The following is an 18,683-nucleotide window of genomic DNA, read 5'->3' as shown; positions in this document are numbered from 1 at the left end:
GCGGAGAGTCCGGACACGCCGCAATCCGGGTGAATGTGGCAAAGTGACGACATGGCTGACCGGGGAGCGAAGCGGCCCACCGTGTCGGTGCCGGACGACTGGCCCGCCCACCCGGACCTGACCCTGGCCCTCAACGGCATGGGCGGCTTCGACTGGGACCTCGACAGCGGGCTGATGCACATGGACACGCCCGCCCTCGAGGTGTTCGACATGCTCCCCTCGGAGTACGACGACCGCCCGGCCACCCTCGGCTGCCGCGTCCCGCCCCACGAGGCGGCCCGCCTGGACGCCCTGGTCGCACGCGCGCTCAAGGACGGCAGCGACTCCTACGGCGCCTACTTCCGGGTCCGGCTGCGCGACGGCGAGCTGCGCTGGACCCACAGCCAGGGCAGCATCCGCCGGGACAGCAGCGGCCGCCCCCGCCGCATCATCGGGGTGGTGCGCGACGCCAGCCACGAATACACCCACGCGGCCGAGCGGCTCGCCGTCGACGAGGAGCGCCGCCGGCACACCAGCGTCGTCGAACGCACCACCGCGGCCCTGGCCCACGCCCGGACCGTCGGCGAGGTCATCGCCGTGCTCGCCGACGAGCAGGGGCTCAGCCGGCTGGGCGCGGAGAACGTGATCCTCGGCCTCGTCGAGGCCGGACGCATCCGGCTGGTCTCCGAGGGCAAGGCGGGAAGCTTCGTGCCCGATCTGGAGTACACGCGGGTGGGGGACGAATTCCCGATGAGCGAGGTCGTCCGCACCCTCACTCCGCGTTACGTGGGCAGCCGCGCGGCCTTCCAGCACGACTACCCCCGGCTGTGGCCGGCCATCGAGCCGCTCAACGTCCACTCCGCCGCCTATCTGCCGCTGATCGCGCAGGGCCGCCCGATCGGTGTCATCGGCCTCTTCTTCGAGCGGGAGAGCGACTTCCGCGACCAGGAGCGCAACGTCCTGGTGGCGCTCGGCAGCAGCATCGCGCAGAGCCTGGCCCGCGCCATGCTCTACGACCAGGAACACGATCTCGCCGCGGGCCTGCAGCAGGCCATGCTGCCGCGCCGGATCCCCGGCGTCGTCGGCGCGCAGATCGCCGTCCGCTACCGCTCCGCCCGGATGGGCCGGGACATCGGCGGCGACTGGTACGACGTCATCCCGCTGCCCGACGGCCGCGTCGGCGCCGTCATCGGTGACGTCCAGGGCCATGACACCCAGGCCGCGGCGCTCATGGGCCAGCTGCGGATCGTGCTGCGCGCCTACGCCGCCGAGGGGCACGCCCCCGCCACCGTCATGGCCCGCGCCTCCGCCTTCCTCAACGAACTCGACACCGACCGCTTCGCGACCTGCACCTACGTCGACGCGGACCTGAGCACCGGTGCCGCCCGGATCGTCCGGGCCGGCCACATCGACCCGCTGCTCCGGCACGCCGAGGGCATCTGCCGCAGGCTGCCGGTGGCCGGCGGGCTGCCGCTCGGGATCTCCTCCGAGTTCCGGCGGCTGGACTACCCGGTCACCACCGTCCTGCTCGCCCCCGGCGACACCCTGCTGCTGTGCACCGACGGCATCGTCGAACAGCCCGGCACCGACCTCGACGACGGCATGCGGCGGCTGGCCCGCGAGGTCCGCCAGGGCCCCCAGGACGTCCAGCAACTCGCCGACCGGCTCTGCGAAACGGCGGACGAACGGACCGGCGAGGACGACATGGCGCTGCTCCTGCTGCGCCGCCTCGGCGCGCCCGAGCACGACATCGTCGGACGGTTCCGCCAGCACATCGCGCCCGCCGACCCCGAGGGCCTGTCCGCCGCCCGGCACATGATCCGGGCCGCGGTGCGCGCCTGGGGAGCGGCGGAGCGGGCCGAGGAGATCGAACTGGTCGCCGACGAGCTGATCACCAACGCGCTGCTGCACACCGACGGCGAGGCCATCGTCAACATCCGTATGCCGCACAGCGTGGGCCGGCTGCTGCGGCTGGAGGTCGAGGACCACTCCAGCAGCCTGCCCCGCCGCCGCGAGCCGGGCGAGGCCGGAGTCTCCGGCCGCGGACTGCTGCTCGTGGACCGCCTGGCCGATGTCTGGGGTGTGGAACCGCGCGGCAGCGGAAAGTGCGTATGGTGCGAGTTCAACTGCTCCTGACCGGGAGGCGGCGCACCGCACCGGCAGGGGCACACAGCGGGAACGGGCGCCGAGGCATCGGCACGGTCAGTGAGGACGGCTCTATGGGTTCGTGGGCGGCACAACAGCGCCAGGAAGCACGCCAGTTGGCGGCGCGCCTCTCGGCGGAGGGCGTCCGCAACGTGGCGCTGACCTGGGTGGACAACGCGGGCATCACCCGCGTCAAGACCATCCCCGCCGAACGCCTCGCCGCCGCGGCCGAACGCGGTATCGGGATGTCACCCGTCTTCGACGTCTTCACCTCCGACGACGCCATCACCGCATCCGAGCACCTCGGCGGCCCCGACGGCGACCTGCGGCTCTTCCCCGACCTCGAACGCGTCACCTCGCTCGCCGCGCAGCCCGGCTGGGCCTGGGCCCCCGCGGACCGCTACGACCAGCTCGGCCTGCCGCACCCCGCCTGCCAGCGGCAGTTCGCCCGGCGCATGACGGAACGGGCCGCCACGGCCGGCCTGGAGCTGCGGATGGGCTTCGAGACCGAGTGGGTGGTCACCCGCGCCCCCGCGGGACCCCCCGCCCCCAGCGGCGCCGACGAGCCGCTCGACTACCCCTGCGCGGGCCCCGCGTACGGCATGACCCGGGTCGTCGAACTCTCCGACTACCTCCGCGACGTCACCGAGGCGCTGAGCGTCCAGGGCATCGACGTCCTCCAGATCCACCCCGAGTACGCCCCCGGCCAGTTCGAGGTCACCACCGCTCCCGGCGACCCGGTCCGCGCCGCCGACGACGTGGTGCTGGTGCGCGAGACCATCCGCGCCGTCTCCGTCCGGCACGGACTGCGCGCCTCCTTCGCCCCGTCGGTCGTCGCCGGCGAGGTCGGCAACGGCTGCCACCTCCACGTCGGGCTCTACCGCGACGGCACCAGCCTGCACCGCAGCTCCGACGCCGCATGGGGCCTGGCGCCTGAAGCGACCGCCTTCCTCGGCGGCATCCTCAGCGCCCTGCCCGCCCTCCTCGCCATCGGCTGCCCCTCACCCGCCAGCTATCTGCGGCTGCAGCCCTCCCACTGGGCCGGCGTCTACCAGTGCTGGGGCGTGGAGAACCGGGAGGCGGCGCTGCGCCTGATCACCGGCGCTCCCGACGACCCGGACGGCGGCCACGCCGAGGTCAAGACCTTCGACGCCGCCGCCAACCCCTACCTCGCCGTCGGCACGGTCATCGCCGCCGGCCTCCACGGCATCGAGTCCGCGACCCAGCTGCCGCCGCCCCAGACCGGCGACCCGGGCGTGCTCGGCGTCCGCGAGCGCGCCCGGCGGGGCATCGTCCGGCTGCCCGCCACCCTCACCGAGGCGGCCGACCGGCTGGAGAAGTCCGCCCCGCTGTACGAGGCGATGGGCGAGGTGCTGCACGGCGCCGTCCTCGCCGTCCGGCGCGCGGAGGAGGCCCACTTCGCCGAGAGCGAGGACGACGCGATCGCCGCCGCCACCCGCTGGCGCTGGTGATGCCAGCGGACGCCGTGGGAAGCGTCCCCGGCCCCGGCGACGGCCTGCCGCCACTGGTGGACCACCACTGCCACGGAGTGCTCCGGCACGCCCCGGACCCCGGCACGTTCGCCGCGTACCTCACCGAGTCGGACCGGCCGCCCGCCGCCGGCACCACCTACTTCGACACCCAGGCCGGCTTCGCGGTACGCCGCTGGTGCCCGCCGTTGCTCGACCTGCCGGCGCACTGCCCGCCGGACCGCTACCTGGCCCGCCGCGCCGAACTGGGCCCCGCCGAGACCCGCCGCCGTCTGCTGCGGGCCACCGGCATCGGCACCTACCTCCTCGACACCGGGCTGCCCGGCGACCTGACCGGCCCGGCCGAGACCGCCGAGGACGGCGGCGGCACCGGGTTCGAGGTCGTACGGCTGGAGACGCTCGCCGAGCGGCTCGCGGCCGGCACCCATGACGCCGAGGAGTTCACCGACGCCCTCGCCCGTGCGGTCCGGGACGCGGCGCGCACCGCCGTCGCTTTCAAGTCCGTCGTCGCCTACCGCCACGGACTCGCCCTGGACCCCTCGCCGCCCGCCGCGGGCGCGGTGCACACCGCGGCCCGCTCGTGGCTGGCCGCGGGCGCGCCCCGGCTCACCGACCCGGTCCTGCTGCGCCACCTCGTCCAACTGGCCGTCGCCACCGGCCGCCCCCTCCAGCTCCACACCGGTTTCGGCGACCCCGACCTCCGGATCGACCACGCCGACCCGGCGCTGCTGACCGACCTGGTCCGCGCCACCGCGGACACCGGCACGGACCTCGTGCTGCTGCACTGCTACCCGTACCACCGCCAGGCCGCCTACCTGGCCGCCGTGTTCCCGCACGTCCACGCCGACATCGGGCTGACGCTCACCCACACCGGCCCGCGCGCCGCGGCCGTGCTCGCCGAGTTCCTGGAACTCGCGCCGTTCGGCAAACTGCTCTTCTCCACCGACGCCTACGGCCTCCCGGAGCTGTACGTCGTCGGCAGCGCCCTCTTCCGGAACGCGCTGGGCACCGTCCTCGGCGACTGGGTGTCCTCCGGGGCCTGGTCCGCCGAGGACGCCCGGCGGGTCGGCGCGATGATCGCGGCGGAGAACGCGCGGAGGGTGTACGGGCTGGAGGGTGGGTGAGGGGGCGAGGGCGGCCGGGACGTGCGTGCGAGCGGGCGGCCGGTGACGGGGCCCGGCCGACTTACGAGCCGGTGACGGGGCCCGGCCGACTTACGAGCCGGTGACCGAAGTGGTCGCGTCTCACGCGGGGTTGTCGCCGCGCCCTCGGGCGGGCCCCGGTGGTCACGTGATGTGGCTACCCGGGTGGCAGTCTCGTGCGGCGGGAACCGGCACGGTCGGCCGATCGTCATGCAGAGCATGCCTTCCGCTCTCGTTCTTGGTTTCGACCCGCATGAAGTGCCCGGGATGGACGGGGACGCCGTGCGCGCGGTCCTCGACGAGGAACTCGCCCGCTTTGGCGAACATGCCATCGATGCGTCCATGACGCTGATCGCGCCGGATGAATCGGCCGAGTCCGTGGTGGTCGCGGCGCTGTCCGAACGAGACTGGGACGTCGTCGTCATCGGGGGCGGGATACGCAAGCCGGAAGCCCTTGTGACGTTCTTCGAGCAGGTCGTGAACCTGGTCCGACAGCATGCCCCAGGGGCCGCGATCGCGTTCAACACCAGCGGCGGTGACAGCGTCGAGGCAACCAAGCGGTGGCTGTGAAACCCGGCCCGTGGGCTGCACCGCCTCGGCTCCGGAAGGTGCTTGGCGCTGTCGCTCACCAGCCCGCCGGCCCGTAGGTGATCGGGGGCGTGGGCCACCAGGGGTGTGGGCGACCGGGCGTGGTGAGCGGAGGCCGAGGGCGTCGGCCGCTCCGCCCGTAAGGGGTGACCGGCGCGAGCGCCACTTCCCGCCCTGCCGCCCGCCGCGGCCCCGCGGCATGCTTTACTGCGCCGCGTGGCCCCTACAACGACCCCCGAGAAGAGCGAAATACCCCTGCGCTCCCGGATATTCGCCGACCTGACCCCGCTGCGCCTCTCCCCGGACTACCGCCGCCTGTGGTGCGGCAACACCATTTCCTGGATGGGCCAGCAGATGACCGCCCTCGCGGTCTCCCTGCAGGTCTACGCCCTCACCCACTCCACCTTCGCGGTCGGCCTGGTGGGCCTGTGCTCCCTGGTGCCCCTGGTGGTCTTCGGGCTGTACGGCGGCGCCATCGCCGACACCGTCGACCGGCGCACCCTGGGCCTCTACAGCGCCGCCGGGGCCACCGCGATGTCCGTCACGCTGGCCGCCGCCGCGGTGGCCGGATACCACCGGGTCTGGCTGCTCTACACCGTCGTCGCCCTCCAGGCCGTCTGCTTCGCGATGAACTCGCCGGCCCGCTCGTCGATGATCCCGCGGCTGCTGCCGCCCGAACAGCTGCCGGCCGCCAATGCCCTCAACTCCCTGACCAGCAACCTCGGTCTGATGGGCGGGCCGATGCTGGGCGGTGTCATCGTCGGCCTGTGGGGCTACCAGGCGGCGTACCTGATCGACGTGGTGGCCTTCGGCGCCGCGCTGTACGCGATGTGGCGCCTGCCGTCCATGCGTCCCGAGCAGGGGGAGGGGCCGCGGCGCCGGGCCTCCGTCCTGGACGGCCTGCGCTTTCTCGCCACCCGCCCGAACCTGCGGATGACGTTCTTCTCCGACCTGGCGGCCATGGTGCTGGCCCAGCCGCGCGCGCTGTTCCCCGCGATCGCGGTGCTCTGGTTCGCCGGGGACGCCAAGACCGTCGGGCTCCTGGTGGCCGCGCCCGCGGTGGGCGCCGTACTGGGCGGGCTGTTCTCCGGCTGGCTCGGCGGCATCCGCCGGCACGGCCTGGCCATCCTGATCGCGGTGGCCGCCTGGGGTGCGGCCATCGCCTGCTTCGGACTCTCCCGGCACCTGTGGCTCGGCCTGTTCTTCCTGGCCGTGGCCGGCTGCGCGGACACCATCTCGATGGTGTTCCGCAGCACCATGCTGCAGGCCGCGACGCCGGACGCGATGCGCGGCCGGCTCCAGGGCGTCTTCATCGTCGTGGTCGCCGGCGGCCCGCGGCTGGGAGACTTCCTCGCCGGCTCGGTCGCCGATCTGACCTCCCCGGCCACCGCGGTGATCGGCGGCGGCCTCGCCTGTGTCCTGGTGGTGACCGGGCTGGGCCTGGGGCGCCGCGCCTTCGCCCGCTACGACGCGCGGGATCCGCAGCCGTAGGTCTGAACCTGCTGGACCCGATGGCCCTTCCGCCGATGCCGATGCCGATGCCGAATGCGCGGTGCCGATGCGGAGCCGGTGGCCCGGTGCCCCGGTGGCCGGGGCCATGGGGCGCACCTTCCGTGGGGCGGACCGGGGGCGGGCCCGGCGGCCGCGGGCCGGCTCGCCGGGGGAGCCGTCAGTAGCGGGTGAGGGCGGTCGGCCCGTGCGCCGTGCCGATGGCGATGTGCGGGTGTGCGGACGGCCGTACCCAGGACAGGATCCGGGCCACCGCTGCGGCCGGTACGGAGACACAGCCGGCCGTGGCGCCCTTCCCGTTGACATGGAGGAAGATCCCGGCCCCGCGGCCGTGCACCGGACGGTGGTAGTTGAAGCCGATGACCAGGGCACGGGCGTACTGCGCGGGGTAGTCCGCCAGCCGTTCGGACTCGCCGGGCGCGCAGTCCGGCGGCAGTGGCGCCACCCAGCGGTTGTAGGAGGCGGCGGCGTTGTCCTCGCACCACCAGGAGTCCGCGCCGACCCTGCGGTACGGGACGGCGGTGCCGGCCGGCGGCGGGAGGATCCCGAAGGCGAACGGCAGGTCGTACAGCCCGGTGGGGGTGGTGGAGGTGCCCTGCACCCGGGTGCCGCCCTCGGTCAGCCCGCCGGAGCCGAAGCGGGCGGGCGCCCATCCCACCTGCCGCCAGCGGCCGTTGCGCCGCTGCCACCACCGCACGGTCCCGGTGGTGGCGTCCGCCGTGGGCGCCAGGGCGGTGATCAGCTGGTCGCCGCCGCCGGTGTCGGCCATGCGGAGGGGGAGGGGGAGGCGGTGCACGGGAGCGCCGGCGGGCACGGGGGCCGCCGGGGCGGGCGCGGCGAGCGCAAGCAGCGCCACGGCGGCCGCCGAGACCAGCGCGGCGGCCCGGCCCCGGGCCGCGGTTCGGCCCCGGACCACGGCCCGGGCCGCGGCGGCCGCCCCGGCCGCCCGGACCGGGCGCCCGTCCGCGGTCGTGGTCCCGGCCGCCGCCGGGTGCGTCGTCGTCCCTGTACGCGTCATGGGCATGACCGCAATGTAGGGCGCGCCCGGCCCGTCCGGCGCCGCCCGTTCAGGTCATATACGACGTCCGAGGCCCGTGCGCAACCCGTCCGCGGCAGTCCGCCGTGCGCCGGGGCCATGGACGGGCGAAACTCGGGTACGGGGGCTCATGTGCCACTAGCCGTCTCAGTCTGGAGGCCCGCAGTGCAGCGGCAACCGCAAACGCGCAGTGAGCGCACGCTCGACCGCGATCCGCAGCCCACGCCCCCGGATCCGGGAGGCCCGCCGCCCGTCCCGGACCCGCTTCCCGGCCCGCCGAGCCCGCCCGGGCCGCCGGATCCCATACCGCCGGAACCCTCGCCGATACCCCGTCCGCCCGGACCCGATCCCGACCCGGTCCCGGAGCCGTCCCCGCAACCGTCGCCGCTCTCCTAGGAGCCGCCCGGGCCCTTCGCCCCCTCGACCAGGGGGCACTCCGCTTCCCCACCACCGAGGAGGTGCTGATCATGGCCATCGCCACGGTCAACCCGGCCACCGGCGAGACCCTGAAGACCTTCGACGCCCTCAACGCGGGCGAGATCGAAGATCACCTGGTCCGGGCGGACCAGGCCTTCCAGGAGCACCGCACCACCAGCTTCGAGTACCGCAAGGAGCGGATGCTCGCGGCCGCCGACCTGCTCGACGCCGACCAGGACGGCATCGCCCGCACCATGACCACCGAGATGGGCAAACCGCTGGCCCAGGCGCGCGCGGAGGCGGCGAAGTGCGCCAAGACCATGCGCTGGTACGCCCACCACGCAGAGGAACTGCTCGCCGACGAGCACCCCGATCCGGCCGACGTCAGCGACTCCGGTGCGATCCGTGCCGTGGTGCGCTACCGCCCCCTCGGCCCCGTCCTTGCGGTGATGCCCTGGAACTTCCCGCTCTGGCAGGTCGTACGGTTCGCCGCGCCCGCCCTGATGGCGGGCAACACCGGGCTGCTCAAGCACGCCTCCAACGTGCCGCAGACCGCGCTCTATCTGGAGGAGCTCTTCCGCCGCGCCGGTTTCCCCGAGGGCTGTTTCCAGACCCTGCTGATCGGGTCCGGGGCGGTCGAGGACATCCTGCGCGACCCGCGGGTGGTCGCCGCCACGCTCACCGGCAGCGAGCCGGCCGGCCGTGCGGTGGCCTCCACCGCCGGTGACGAGGTCAAGAAGACCGTCCTCGAACTCGGCGGCAGCGACCCGTTCATCGTCCTGCCCTCCGCCGACCTCGACAAGGCGGTCCGCGTCGGGGTCACCGCACGCGTCCAGAACAACGGGCAGTCGTGCATCGCGGCCAAGCGGTTCCTGGTGCACCAGGACGTCCATGACGCCTTCGCCGAGCGGTTCACGGCCCGCATGGCCGCGCTGACCGTCGGCGACCCGATGGACGAACACACCGACATCGGGCCGCTCTCCAGCGAACAGGGCCGCTCCGACCTGGAGGAACTCGTCGACGACGCGGTCCACCAGGGCGCCACCGCACTGTGCGGCGGCCGGCGGCCGCCCGAGCACGGCGCGGGCTGGTTCTACGAGCCGACGGTGCTGTCCGGCATCACCGAGGGGATGCGCATCCACCGCGAGGAGGCGTTCGGCCCGGTCGCCACGCTCTACCGCGTCGCCGATCTCGACGAGGCGGTGCGGCTGGCCAACGACACCCCGTTCGGGCTCGGTTCCAACGCCTGGACCCGCGACCCCGACGAACAGCAGCGTCTCGCCCGTGACGTGCAGGCCGGCGGTGTCTTCTTCAACGGGATGACCGCCTCCCACCCGGGCATCCCCTTCGGCGGCGTCAAGCGCTCGGGCTACGGGCGGGAGCTCTCCGGGCACGGCATCCGGGAGTTCTGCAACATGACGACCCTGTGGTACGGCCCGGAGGACTGAACCGGGCCGGAAAGAAGCGCTGCCGGTGCGCGCATGCGCCAGGGCGGTTTCCGTGACGGATGTGAGGGTGTACGTTCCGGTCAGGTCGAGCCGGCCAACGGCCAGGTTGGTCGGCTCGGCCCTTGCTGCTCCCGGGGCGCACGGAGGCATCCGCCTTCTTCCGTAGGTCAGTTGACGGGCCGTCGCCAGGCGTGGCGGATGAGTCGGACAGGTCGCTCACCGCCTCCTCCCAGGAAGTGACGGGACGTCACCCCGGCCGCGGTGACGGGACATCACCCCGGCCGCGCCGCCTCCTGCCCGTCCGGAACCGCGAACTCGCACCACAGGGCCTTGCCCGCGCCGCGCGGCTCGGCGCCCCACTCGTCGGCGAGCGCCTCGACCAGCATCAGCCCGCGGCCCGAGGTGGCGGTCTCGCCGGGACTGCGCCGCCGCGGCCACCGGCTGGAGCGGTCCTCGACCTCCAGCCGGATCCGGCGCGGGGTGCCGGGCAGCAGCTCCATGGAGACCAGGGCGCCGCTCTCGGTGTGGGTCAGCGCATTGGCGATCAGCTCGGAGGCGGCGACCTCGATGTTGTGCACGACGGTGCCCGCCCGCCACTGGTCCAGGGTGCGGCGCACCGCGGAGCGGACCTCCGCGGTGCCCGACGGGTCCGCCTGGTGGACGTGCAGCCGCAGCCGCGGGGTGGCGACGGTCCCGGAGACCGGCAGCCGGTGCAGCAGCAGGAGGGCCATGTCGTCCTCCGAGCCGGGGTCGGCCCACAGGTGGTCCGAGAGCCGGTCGGCGAGCGCCTCCAGCTCCGTGGGCCCGGTGCGCACCGCCGCGGACAGCGCCTCGATCCCGGCGGTGATGTCCTGGCCAGGCTGTTCGACCAGGCCGTCGGTGCACAGCAGCAGGGTCGACCCGGGCTCCAGGAACAGCTGGGTCTCCGGGAAGTGGTCGTGCCCGAAGACCGTGGCCAGGCCGAGCGGCAGCCCACCGCGGACCTCGGGCCAGTCGATGTGCCGGGAGCTGTTGCTGATCAACGGGCCGAGGTGGCCGGCCCGCGCCAGGTGCAGTGCCCCCGATTCCATGTCGGCCTGGACGTAGGTGCAGGTCGCGAACCGTTCGGTGTCCAGCTCCGCCAGGAACCGGGACGCCCGCACCAGCACCGTCTCCGGCGAGTGCCCCTCGCTGGCGTAGGCCCGCAGGGCGATCCGCAGCTGGCCCATCACGGCCGCCGCATGGGTGTCATGGCCCTGTACGTCGCCCACCACCAGCCCGGTCCGCCCCTGGGGCAGGGCGATCACGTCGTACCAGTCGCCGCCGATGTCCCGGCCGACGCTCGCCGGGTGGTAGCGGACGGTGACCGCGCCGCCCTCGATGGGCGGGAGCCGGCGCGGCAGCATCGTCGCCTGCAGCCCCGTCGCGAACTCCCGCTCCTGGTCGAAGAGGGTCGCCCGCTGCACCGACTGCGCGACGACACCGGCCAGCGCCAGCGCCAGGTTCCTGGCCTCCGGCGACTGCACCGCGGGCTCGGCGGTGAACAGCCCCAGCGCCCCGATCACGGTGTCCTGTGCGATCAGCGGCAGGAACGCCGCGCTGCCCGCCGGCAGCACCTCGGTGTACGGACGCAGCCGGGGATAGCGGGCGATCAGCTCGCCGCGGGTGCCGAGGAAGACGGCGCGGCGCCCGCGTGCCGCGTCCGCCAGCGGCAGGGTGTCGTCGAGCCGCGAGGTCATCATGTCGTCGGGCACCTCGCCCTCCAGCCCGGCGGTGGCGATGACCTCGAACTCGTCGTTCTCGACCAGGCCGAGGACCAGACCGTCCGCGCCGAACCGCCGGGCGCCGCCGCTTCCGGTGAGCACCCGGGTCACGTCCTTGACGGACAGCGCACGGGCCAGCGCGGCGGTGGTCTGCTGCACCATCACGGTCTGCCGCTGCCGCTCCTGCTGGAGCGAGCGCAGCAGCGCGGAGTCCGCCAGCTCGCTGGTCGCCTCCCTGACGATGCCGATGACCCGGTACGGCACCCCGTCCGCGGTGTGCAGGATCCGTCCCTGGGCGTGGGTCCAGCGCTGGGTCCCGTCACGGCACTGGACCCGGAAGTAGGCCCCGGAGGAGGAGTGGCCGTCCAGCAGGGCCTGCGACAGGGCCTCGTCCAGCCGGCGGCACTCCTCGGGCGGTACCCGGGTGACCAGGGACGCCCGTACGCCGTCGTATTCGTCCGGGCGCAGGTCGAAGACGTCCATGGCGCCGGGGTCCAGGTCCATGGCACCGCGGTCCAGATCCCAGTCGAAGGTGCCCATCCGGTTGAGCGAGAGCCGCTCGCGCAGGCCGATCGGCTGACCGTGCGACACCCCGGGCGCGTCCTCCTCGACGAGGCGCCAGTCCCGGCCTGCCCGGGGGTCGTACTCCTCGTCGAACGGGTCGGGGGGTACGTCGGTCATGGCGTGCCGGGCCTCGTGGCCGCGCGGTGCGGGACGGGCGCCCGCGGGGGGCGAGGGCAGCGCGGCGGCGCGGCCGGCGTCGCCGGGCCGAGCCTGCCTCGTGCCCACGGTCGCGGGCCGTTGACCGGGGCCGATATCCACCGGAACGCGGCCATGCGCTCACCCTAGGCGCGGGCCGCAGGCCCCGCATGTCCGGTACTCCGGACGCCGTCCGGGGGTACGGAGGACGGGTGACGGGGGCGGCGGGACCGCGGAGCCGTCACCCGTCCGGCGCTGTCCGATGCCGGATGCCGCGGGCTGCGCACCCCCCGAGCCGATTCGCATCCGCTCGTCAAGCCCTGATAACTCCCCGGCCGGGCGGGGCGCTTGACGCGGTACGTGCACGATCCGGGCCGACGGGCCGGACCGCCGGTGCGACCCCACCGGCCGGCAGCATCAGCAGGGCGTGACCCCACCGGCCCCCGGGGCGGACGTCCGGCGGGCGCCGCGGCCCGCCCTTCCTACGGGAAGGCACCCCCACCATGAGATCCCGAACGGTCCGGCGCTGCCCGACCGGCGCGCTGGGGGCGGCCGTGGCCCTGCTCGTCGTGGTGTGGACGGCCGCCCCGTACCCCGCCGGGCCGGAGCGGATGCAGGTCTACCTCACGACCACCTCCGACCCCGGCGGCCGGCAGGTCGTCAAGGGGCTGGAGAAGCAGACCCCGCTGCCCTTCGTCCCGGGCCGGGCCGGGCCGGGCCGGCGGCGTCACCGTCGACGACGCGCGGGCCCACCAGCGTTCCGAGGGCGGCAGCGCGTCCTTCACCGACACCGCCGCCTCGCTGCAGAAGAGCAGCGGCACACTCCCCGAGGCCACCCGCGACGCCACGCTGACCAGGCTCTTCGACCCGGTCAAGGGCATCGGTCCCGGCTTCGTCCGCAACCCCATGGGCACTTCCGACCCCGCCCGCTCCGGCGACACCGACGACGACCTGCCCGCCGGGCGGACCGACCCGGGCCTGGCGCGGTTGTCCGTCGCCCCTGACCTCGCCGGGTGCTGCCGCTGACCGCGCGGCCCCGCAGGCTCCACCCCGCCGTCAGGCGTGTGCCGGTGCCGCCCCCGCGACCGGACGGGTCTGGCGGGCCCGGTGCCGCAGGGTCGCCTTCCGCGTGGCCACATCGACGGTGTAGGCGTCGATGGTCAGCCGCGCGCCGGACACCTTCAGCACCATGAACCCGTGGTCGGAGAAGTTCTGCCAGGCCGCCGGGTGACCGAAGTGCGCCACCCCGTCCTCCGTCTTGGCCGACGCGCCGCACACCACCTGGCGGGTGCCGCCCGTACGGGCCGTCGGCTCCAGGATCTGCAGCGTGTGGTCGTGACCGGACAGGATCAGGTCGGCCCGCCCGCACACCACCTTCTCGTACATGTCCTTCAGATGGACGCCGCTGGTGTAGTTCCCGATCTCGAAACCGTCGTAGGAACCGGCGCTGCCGTGCTTGCCGTTGTTGAGGTACGGGTGGTGCCCGATCACCACCTTCCAGCGGGCCCGCGAGGCGCGCAGCGCGCCCTCCAGCCAGCTGCGCTGCTCGCGCATGTACGGCCCGTCCCACCGGTAGTGCGGATCGAGCTGGGCGACGTACGACGACCAGGGGATGGTGTCGATCGCGAAGAACTCCACCAGCGGGTCGGCGGCCGGCAGCGGCACGCTGTAGTAGCGGTCCGGCATGTACCAGCGCCGCGACGTGGCGGCGTAGGCGACCTCCCGGTCACCGCGCGACGGGTCGCCGCCGCTGCCGGGGATCAGGCCCGAGCAGTCGTGGTTGCCGAGCACCATCAGCCACGGCACGTCGATGCCGCTGTTCGGCTTCTCGAACTTGTCCTGGAACTCCGAGTCGTCGTCGGACTCCGGGCCGTTCTCGTAGATGTTGTCGCCGAGCCCCACGGCGAGGTCGATGCCCTCGGCCTCGCAGAGGTCCCGTGCGGCCGCCGCCACCGCGTACTGCGCCTCGTCGCCGGTCCCCGCGTCGCCGGTGACCAGAACCGCGAACTCACCCTTGCCGTTGGGGTGTTCGGGGAACGGGAAGGCTCCCGGGCCCTGGCGGCGGGGCGCGGCGGACGCGGGCGACTGGCCCGGCGAGGGCAGCACCGCGAGCGCCGCACCGGCCATGGCGCCGCCCAGCAGCGTCCGCCGGTTCACCCACTGCGGCACGCGCCCCGTCGTACGCGGCGGCGGCCCCCCGGCCGTCGCCGCCGATCCGGTCCGCAGCCACTCCTGCTCGGTCATGTCCGCCTGCGGCGGGATCAGTTCGTCTTCACACATGCCTGGATTTCTTTCACGATCGACAGAGGTGATGGTGACGAAATGATGAAGCCGGGGTGGACGTCCGGCGATCGCACGCCACGCCGCTACGCATCGGTAACAAAGCGTGTTCCAGGGGTCGTCGGACGGTGAGCGGATCGCCGGACCGGGCGGCGACGGCGTGCGCCGGCGGCACCCGTTCCGTCGCTCGTGCCCGTCCGGCGGGCCGGTCGCTGCCGGTGTGGCCCGCCGCCGTCACCGGGGGTTCGCGAGGCGGCGGAGCGTCCGGCCGAGATGGCGGACGTACTGGCGCTGGAAGACGGGGACCAGCGGGCCGGCGAGGCGGGTGAGCGCTCGCGCGGGGCGGCTGAAGGCGGTCACGGTGAACCACACCGAGCCGTCACCGCGCAGCTCGGCGACGAACGCCTCCTCGCCGCACTCGGGATGGCCCTCCCGGGCCCCGTAGCCGAAGCCGATGCGGTCCGCCTCGTCCACCGTCCACACCACGGTGCACGGCGCCCGCAGCCGCAGCGGGCCGAGACCCAGCGAGACCTCGACGCCCACGCCCGGCGCGGCCCGCGGCGCGCCGGCCCGGATGCGGGTGCCGGCCGCGCGGTGCATCCGGAAGGTGGTGATCGCCTCGCCGGCCGCGGCCAGAACCGCCCTGCCGTGGCCGAGCGGCAGCTCCTCATGGAGGTGGTGGTAGCCGGCCGGCAGCGGGGAGTGCCGAGTGCCGCCCCGCTCGGGGTAGTTCAGATCGCTCATGGGATGCGCTCCTCGGGCGGGCAAGGGAGGCGAGGGTGTCCGGAGAACCGTAAGCGATCGCCTCCGCCCGCGGACGCACCCCGCCCGCCCGCGGAGCCCGCCGGCGGTCCCTGAGGGGGGACGGCCCTGGGGGAGGGCCCTGGGGGACGGTCCCTAAGGGGCGTCCGGGCCGCCGTCCGGTGCCCCGTGCCGTCCCGCTCCCGCGGCGAACCGGGCCGCGCCCTCCCTCGACTCGGCCAGCACCCCCTGGCCGTGCCGGAGCTCCGCGGCCAGCGCCGACCGCTCGTCCCTGCCCTCCTGGTCCAGCAGGGAGGCGCGGTCGCTGCGCAGGCACGCCTGCGGGAAGCGGGCGATCTCCGCCGCCAGCAGCTCGGCCTCCGCGCGAGCCGTCCCGGCCGGCACCACGCGGTGGACGAGGCCGATGTCCAGCGCCTCGGCGGCCGCGACCGGACGCCCCGTCAGCACCAGGTCCATCGCCCGGCTCGCGCCGATCAGCCGCGGCAGCCGCACCGTGCCGCCGTCGACCAGCGGCACTCCCCAGCGCCGGCAGAACACCCCGAAGACGGCGTCCTCCTCCGCCACCCGCAGATCGCACCACAGCGCCAGCTCCAGTCCGCCGGCCACCGCATGGCCGGCGACCGCCGCGATCACCGGCTTGCCGAGCCGCATCCGGGTCGGTCCCATCGGCCCGTCCCCGTCCGGCGCCACCCGGTTGCCGCGCTCGGTGCCGATCGCCTTCAGGTCGGCGCCGGAGCAGAACGTGCCGCCCTCGCCCCACAGCACCGCGACCCGGGCACCGTCGTCGGCGTCGAACTCCCGGAAGGCGTCGGCGAGCCGGGCGGCCGTCGCGCCGTCCACCGCATTGCGCGACGCCGGCCGGGACAGCACCACCGTGGTCACCGGCCCCGCGCGCTCCACCCGTACGGACATCAGGCCCCGCTCCCGGCCGCGGCCGCCGGGCGGCTGCGTTCCAGGATCGCGGCCAAGTCCGCGCCGGCCGGCAGGGTGCCGAAGGCATTGCCCCACTCGCCGTCGAGCCGCGAGGCGCAGAACGCGTCGGCGACCGCCGGGTGGCTGTACCGCACCAGCAATGACCCCTGCAGCACCAGCGCCAGCCGTTCCGCCAGCGACCGCGCCATCAGCTGCGCCCGCTCCGGATCGCCGAGCCCGCCGAGCATCTTGCGGACCCCGGCCACCGCCGCGTCCAGCCGGCGGTCGGCACCCGCCGCGGTCTCCACCTCCGCGAGGAACGCCTCCAGCGCGGCGGGCTCCTTGCCCAGCGCCCGCAGCACATCGAGCGCGGCGACGTTCCCCGAGCCCTCCCAGATGGACAGCAGCGGCGCCTCCCGGTAGAGCCGCGGCATACCGGAGTCCTCGACGTAGCCATTGCCGCCCAGGCACTCCAGCGCCTCCGCGGCGTGGGTGCTGCCCCGCTTGCACACCCAGTACTTCCCGGCCGCCAGCGCCAGCCGCCGCAGCGCCGTCTCCCCGGCGTCCCCGGCCTGCGACCGGTCCACCGCGCTCGCCAGCCGCATCCCCAGCAGCGTCGCCGCCTCCGACTCGACCGCCAGATCGGCGAGCACCGAGCGCATCAGCGGCTGCCGGTCCAGCTTCCGCCCGAAGGCCTGCCGGTGCGCGGTGTGGTGCAGCGCCTGCCGCAGCCCCGCCCGCATCCCGGCCGCCGACCCCAGCACACAGTCCAGCCGGGTCATGTTCACCATCTCGACGATCGTCCGCACCCCGCGGCCCGGCTCGCCCACCGGCCAGGCCACCGCCTCGTCGTACTCGATCTCGGAGGACGCGTTCGAGCGGTTGCCCAGCTTGTCCTTGAGCCGCATCAGCCGCATGCCGTTGAGGGTGCCGTCCGGCAGCACCCGCGGCACCAGGAAGCAGCCGAGCCCCTCCTCGGTCTGCGCCAGCGCCAGGAAGACATCGCTCATCGGCGCCGAGGTGAACCACTTGTGGCCGGTGAGGCGGTAGCTGCCGTCGCCGGCCGGCACCGCGCGGGTGGTGTTGGCCCGTACGTCGGAGCCGCCCTGCTTCTCCGTCATCGACATGCCCGCGATCAGGCCCGACTTGGTCAGCGGCGCCCGCAGCCCGAAGTCGTAGCTGCGGGCCGCGAGCAACGGCTCGTACTGCGCGGCGAGTTCCGGTGCGGCGCGCAGCGCGGGGACGGCGGCGTACGTCATCGAGACCGGGCAGCCGTGCCCCGCCTCGGCCTGCGACCAGACGTAGAACTTCGCGGCGCGCACCAGATGCGCCCCGGGGCGGTCGTCGGCCCAGGGCGCGGCGTGCAGACCGTGCTCCACCGCGACGGTCATCAGCTGGTGCCAGGCCGGGTGGAAGGCGACCTCGTCGATGCGGTGCCCGAACCGGTCATGGGTGTGCAGCCGGGGCGGCTGCTCCTCCGCCCAGCGCGCCTGGTCCTGTACCGCGGCGGAACCGGCCAGCGCGCCCAGCTCCGCCACTTCCCCGGTGCCCCACTCGGCGCCGTCCCGGACCAGCGCCTCCAGGAGGGCCGGCTCGTCCGCCGCGCTGAACCCGGTCAGCGGCGGGGCCTGATTCACGACTTCATGGGTGACGGTCATACCCTGACGTTACAGAATCAGAACAGCCGTGGGAAGACTGTAATGCCCCTGCCCGGCTCGCTAGGATTTCGTGCACATATGAACGACGACGACACCGGCACTCCCGACCGCACCGGGGCCGCCGCCCTCGCGCTGCGGCCGCTCACCGCACGCTCGATCGTGCTGAGCACCCTCCTCGGCCATCACCCGCCGCGGCTGCCCGCCCGCGCCCTGGTACGGGTCGGCGAGCTCTTCGGCATCGCCGAGGGCACCGTCCGGGTCGCCCTCTCCCGCATGGTGGCCGCCGGCGACCTGCACCAGGCCGACGGCTCGTACGCCCTCACCACCCGCCTCCTGGCGCGCCAGGCCCGGCAGGACGAGAGCCGCGCACCGCGGACGCGGCACTGGGACGGGGACTGGGAGATCGCCGTGGTCGCCACGGCGGAAGGCCGCACCCCGGCCGAGCGCACCGCGCTGCGCCAGGCGATGGCCGCGCTGCGGCTGGCCGAACTCCGCGAGGGCAGCTGGCTGCGCCCCGCCAACCTCGACCGGTCCCGCCCCGCCGTCGTCACCGCGCAGTGCACCTGGCTCACCGGCACCCCGGACGGCGACCCGGCCGCGCTCGCCGCCCGGCTGTGGGACCTGACCGGCTGGGCGCGCCACGCCGACGCCCTGACCGACGCACTCGACCGCGCCGGCGCCCCCGCGGACCGCTTCACCATCGCGGCGGCCGCGCTCCGCCATCTCCTCGCCGACCCGCTGCTGCCCGCCGGGCTGCTGCCCGACGACTGGCCCGGCGACCGACTGCGCCGGAAATACGCGGAGTTCGAGACCGAGCTGCGCACGCTGCTGCGGCAGTACCTGGCCGACGGGGAGACCGCCCGGCCGACCGGGTGA

13 protein-coding genes are annotated in these 18,683 nt (G+C 74.5%); 7 read left to right on the top strand and 6 right to left on the bottom strand.

Annotated elements, in window-relative coordinates; all coding sequences use genetic code 11:
* Positions 1-51: 51 nt before the first annotated feature.
* The 5 genes from AB0411_RS01080 to AB0411_RS01060 all read left to right on the top strand — a co-directional run bounded on the left by AB0411_RS01080 (position 52) and on the right by AB0411_RS01060 (position 6,835).
* A complete protein-coding gene (locus AB0411_RS01080) occupies positions 52-2,115 on the top strand; it encodes a SpoIIE family protein phosphatase (protein ID WP_366415068.1) in 2,064 nt (687 codons plus the stop codon).
* A gap of 83 nt (positions 2,116-2,198) precedes the next feature.
* The gene (locus tag AB0411_RS01075) at positions 2,199-3,596 is read left to right on the top strand and encodes a glutamine synthetase family protein (RefSeq protein WP_366415067.1); all 1,398 of its coding nucleotides are present in this window, start codon (positions 2,199-2,201) and stop codon (positions 3,594-3,596) included.
* Positions 3,596-4,738 carry an amidohydrolase family protein gene (locus tag AB0411_RS01070; RefSeq protein ID WP_366415066.1) on the top strand — a complete coding sequence of 381 codons (1,143 nt, stop codon included), beginning with the start codon at positions 3,596-3,598 and terminating at the stop codon, positions 4,736-4,738. The genes AB0411_RS01075 and AB0411_RS01070 overlap by 1 nt, the downstream gene beginning before the upstream one ends.
* A gap of 237 nt (positions 4,739-4,975) precedes the next feature.
* Entirely contained in the window at positions 4,976-5,326 is a 351-nt protein-coding gene (locus tag AB0411_RS01065; protein ID WP_366415065.1) for a hypothetical protein, read from the top strand.
* 234 nt (positions 5,327-5,560) lie between these two features.
* Complete coding sequence (locus AB0411_RS01060) at positions 5,561-6,835, top strand: MFS transporter (protein ID WP_366415064.1); 1,275 nt, start codon at positions 5,561-5,563, stop codon at positions 6,833-6,835.
* Between the two features lie 178 nt (positions 6,836-7,013).
* On the opposite strand, the gene AB0411_RS01055 is transcribed toward AB0411_RS01060, so the two are convergent.
* Positions 7,014-7,877 (bottom strand): L,D-transpeptidase family protein, encoded by an 864-nt coding sequence (locus AB0411_RS01055; protein ID WP_366415063.1) that lies wholly within the window; start codon positions 7,875-7,877, stop codon positions 7,014-7,016.
* Between the two features lie 479 nt (positions 7,878-8,356).
* Here AB0411_RS01055 and AB0411_RS01050 point away from each other — a divergent pair, with 479 nt between their 5' ends.
* Positions 8,357-9,754 (top strand): NADP-dependent succinic semialdehyde dehydrogenase, encoded by a 1,398-nt coding sequence (locus AB0411_RS01050; RefSeq protein ID WP_366415062.1) that lies wholly within the window; start codon positions 8,357-8,359, stop codon positions 9,752-9,754.
* A gap of 272 nt (positions 9,755-10,026) precedes the next feature.
* On the opposite strand, the gene AB0411_RS01045 is transcribed toward AB0411_RS01050, so the two are convergent.
* The 5 genes from AB0411_RS01045 to AB0411_RS01025 form a co-directional block, all read right to left on the bottom strand.
* Positions 10,027-12,177 carry a SpoIIE family protein phosphatase gene (locus AB0411_RS01045; protein WP_366415061.1) on the bottom strand — a complete coding sequence of 717 codons (2,151 nt, stop codon included), beginning with the start codon at positions 12,175-12,177 and terminating at the stop codon, positions 10,027-10,029.
* Positions 12,178-13,251: 1,074 nt separating this feature from the next.
* A complete protein-coding gene (locus AB0411_RS01040) occupies positions 13,252-14,475 on the bottom strand; it encodes a metallophosphoesterase (protein ID WP_366415060.1) in 1,224 nt (407 codons plus the stop codon).
* A 234-nt stretch (positions 14,476-14,709) separates the two neighbouring features.
* Positions 14,710-15,219 (bottom strand): DUF1990 family protein, encoded by a 510-nt coding sequence (locus tag AB0411_RS01035; RefSeq protein WP_366415059.1) that lies wholly within the window; start codon positions 15,217-15,219, stop codon positions 14,710-14,712.
* Between the two features lie 153 nt (positions 15,220-15,372).
* The gene (locus AB0411_RS01030) at positions 15,373-16,149 is read right to left on the bottom strand and encodes a crotonase/enoyl-CoA hydratase family protein (RefSeq protein WP_366415058.1); all 777 of its coding nucleotides are present in this window, start codon (positions 16,147-16,149) and stop codon (positions 15,373-15,375) included.
* The gene (locus AB0411_RS01025) at positions 16,149-17,807 is read right to left on the bottom strand and encodes an acyl-CoA dehydrogenase family protein (RefSeq protein WP_366415057.1); all 1,659 of its coding nucleotides are present in this window, start codon (positions 17,805-17,807) and stop codon (positions 16,149-16,151) included. Before AB0411_RS01025 ends, AB0411_RS01030 begins: the two co-directional genes overlap by 1 nt.
* 78 nt (positions 17,808-17,885) lie before the next feature.
* Between AB0411_RS01025 and AB0411_RS01020 the strand changes: the two genes are divergently transcribed.
* Positions 17,886-18,683 carry a PaaX family transcriptional regulator C-terminal domain-containing protein gene (locus tag AB0411_RS01020; protein WP_366415056.1) on the top strand — a complete coding sequence of 266 codons (798 nt, stop codon included), beginning with the start codon at positions 17,886-17,888 and terminating at the stop codon, positions 18,681-18,683.

The sequence above is a fragment of the Streptomyces angustmyceticus genome (genome assembly GCF_040701845.1).
GTDB lineage: Bacteria > Actinomycetota > Actinomycetes > Streptomycetales > Streptomycetaceae > Streptomyces > Streptomyces angustmyceticus_A.
This window is presented reverse-complemented; position numbering and strand designations above follow the sequence as displayed.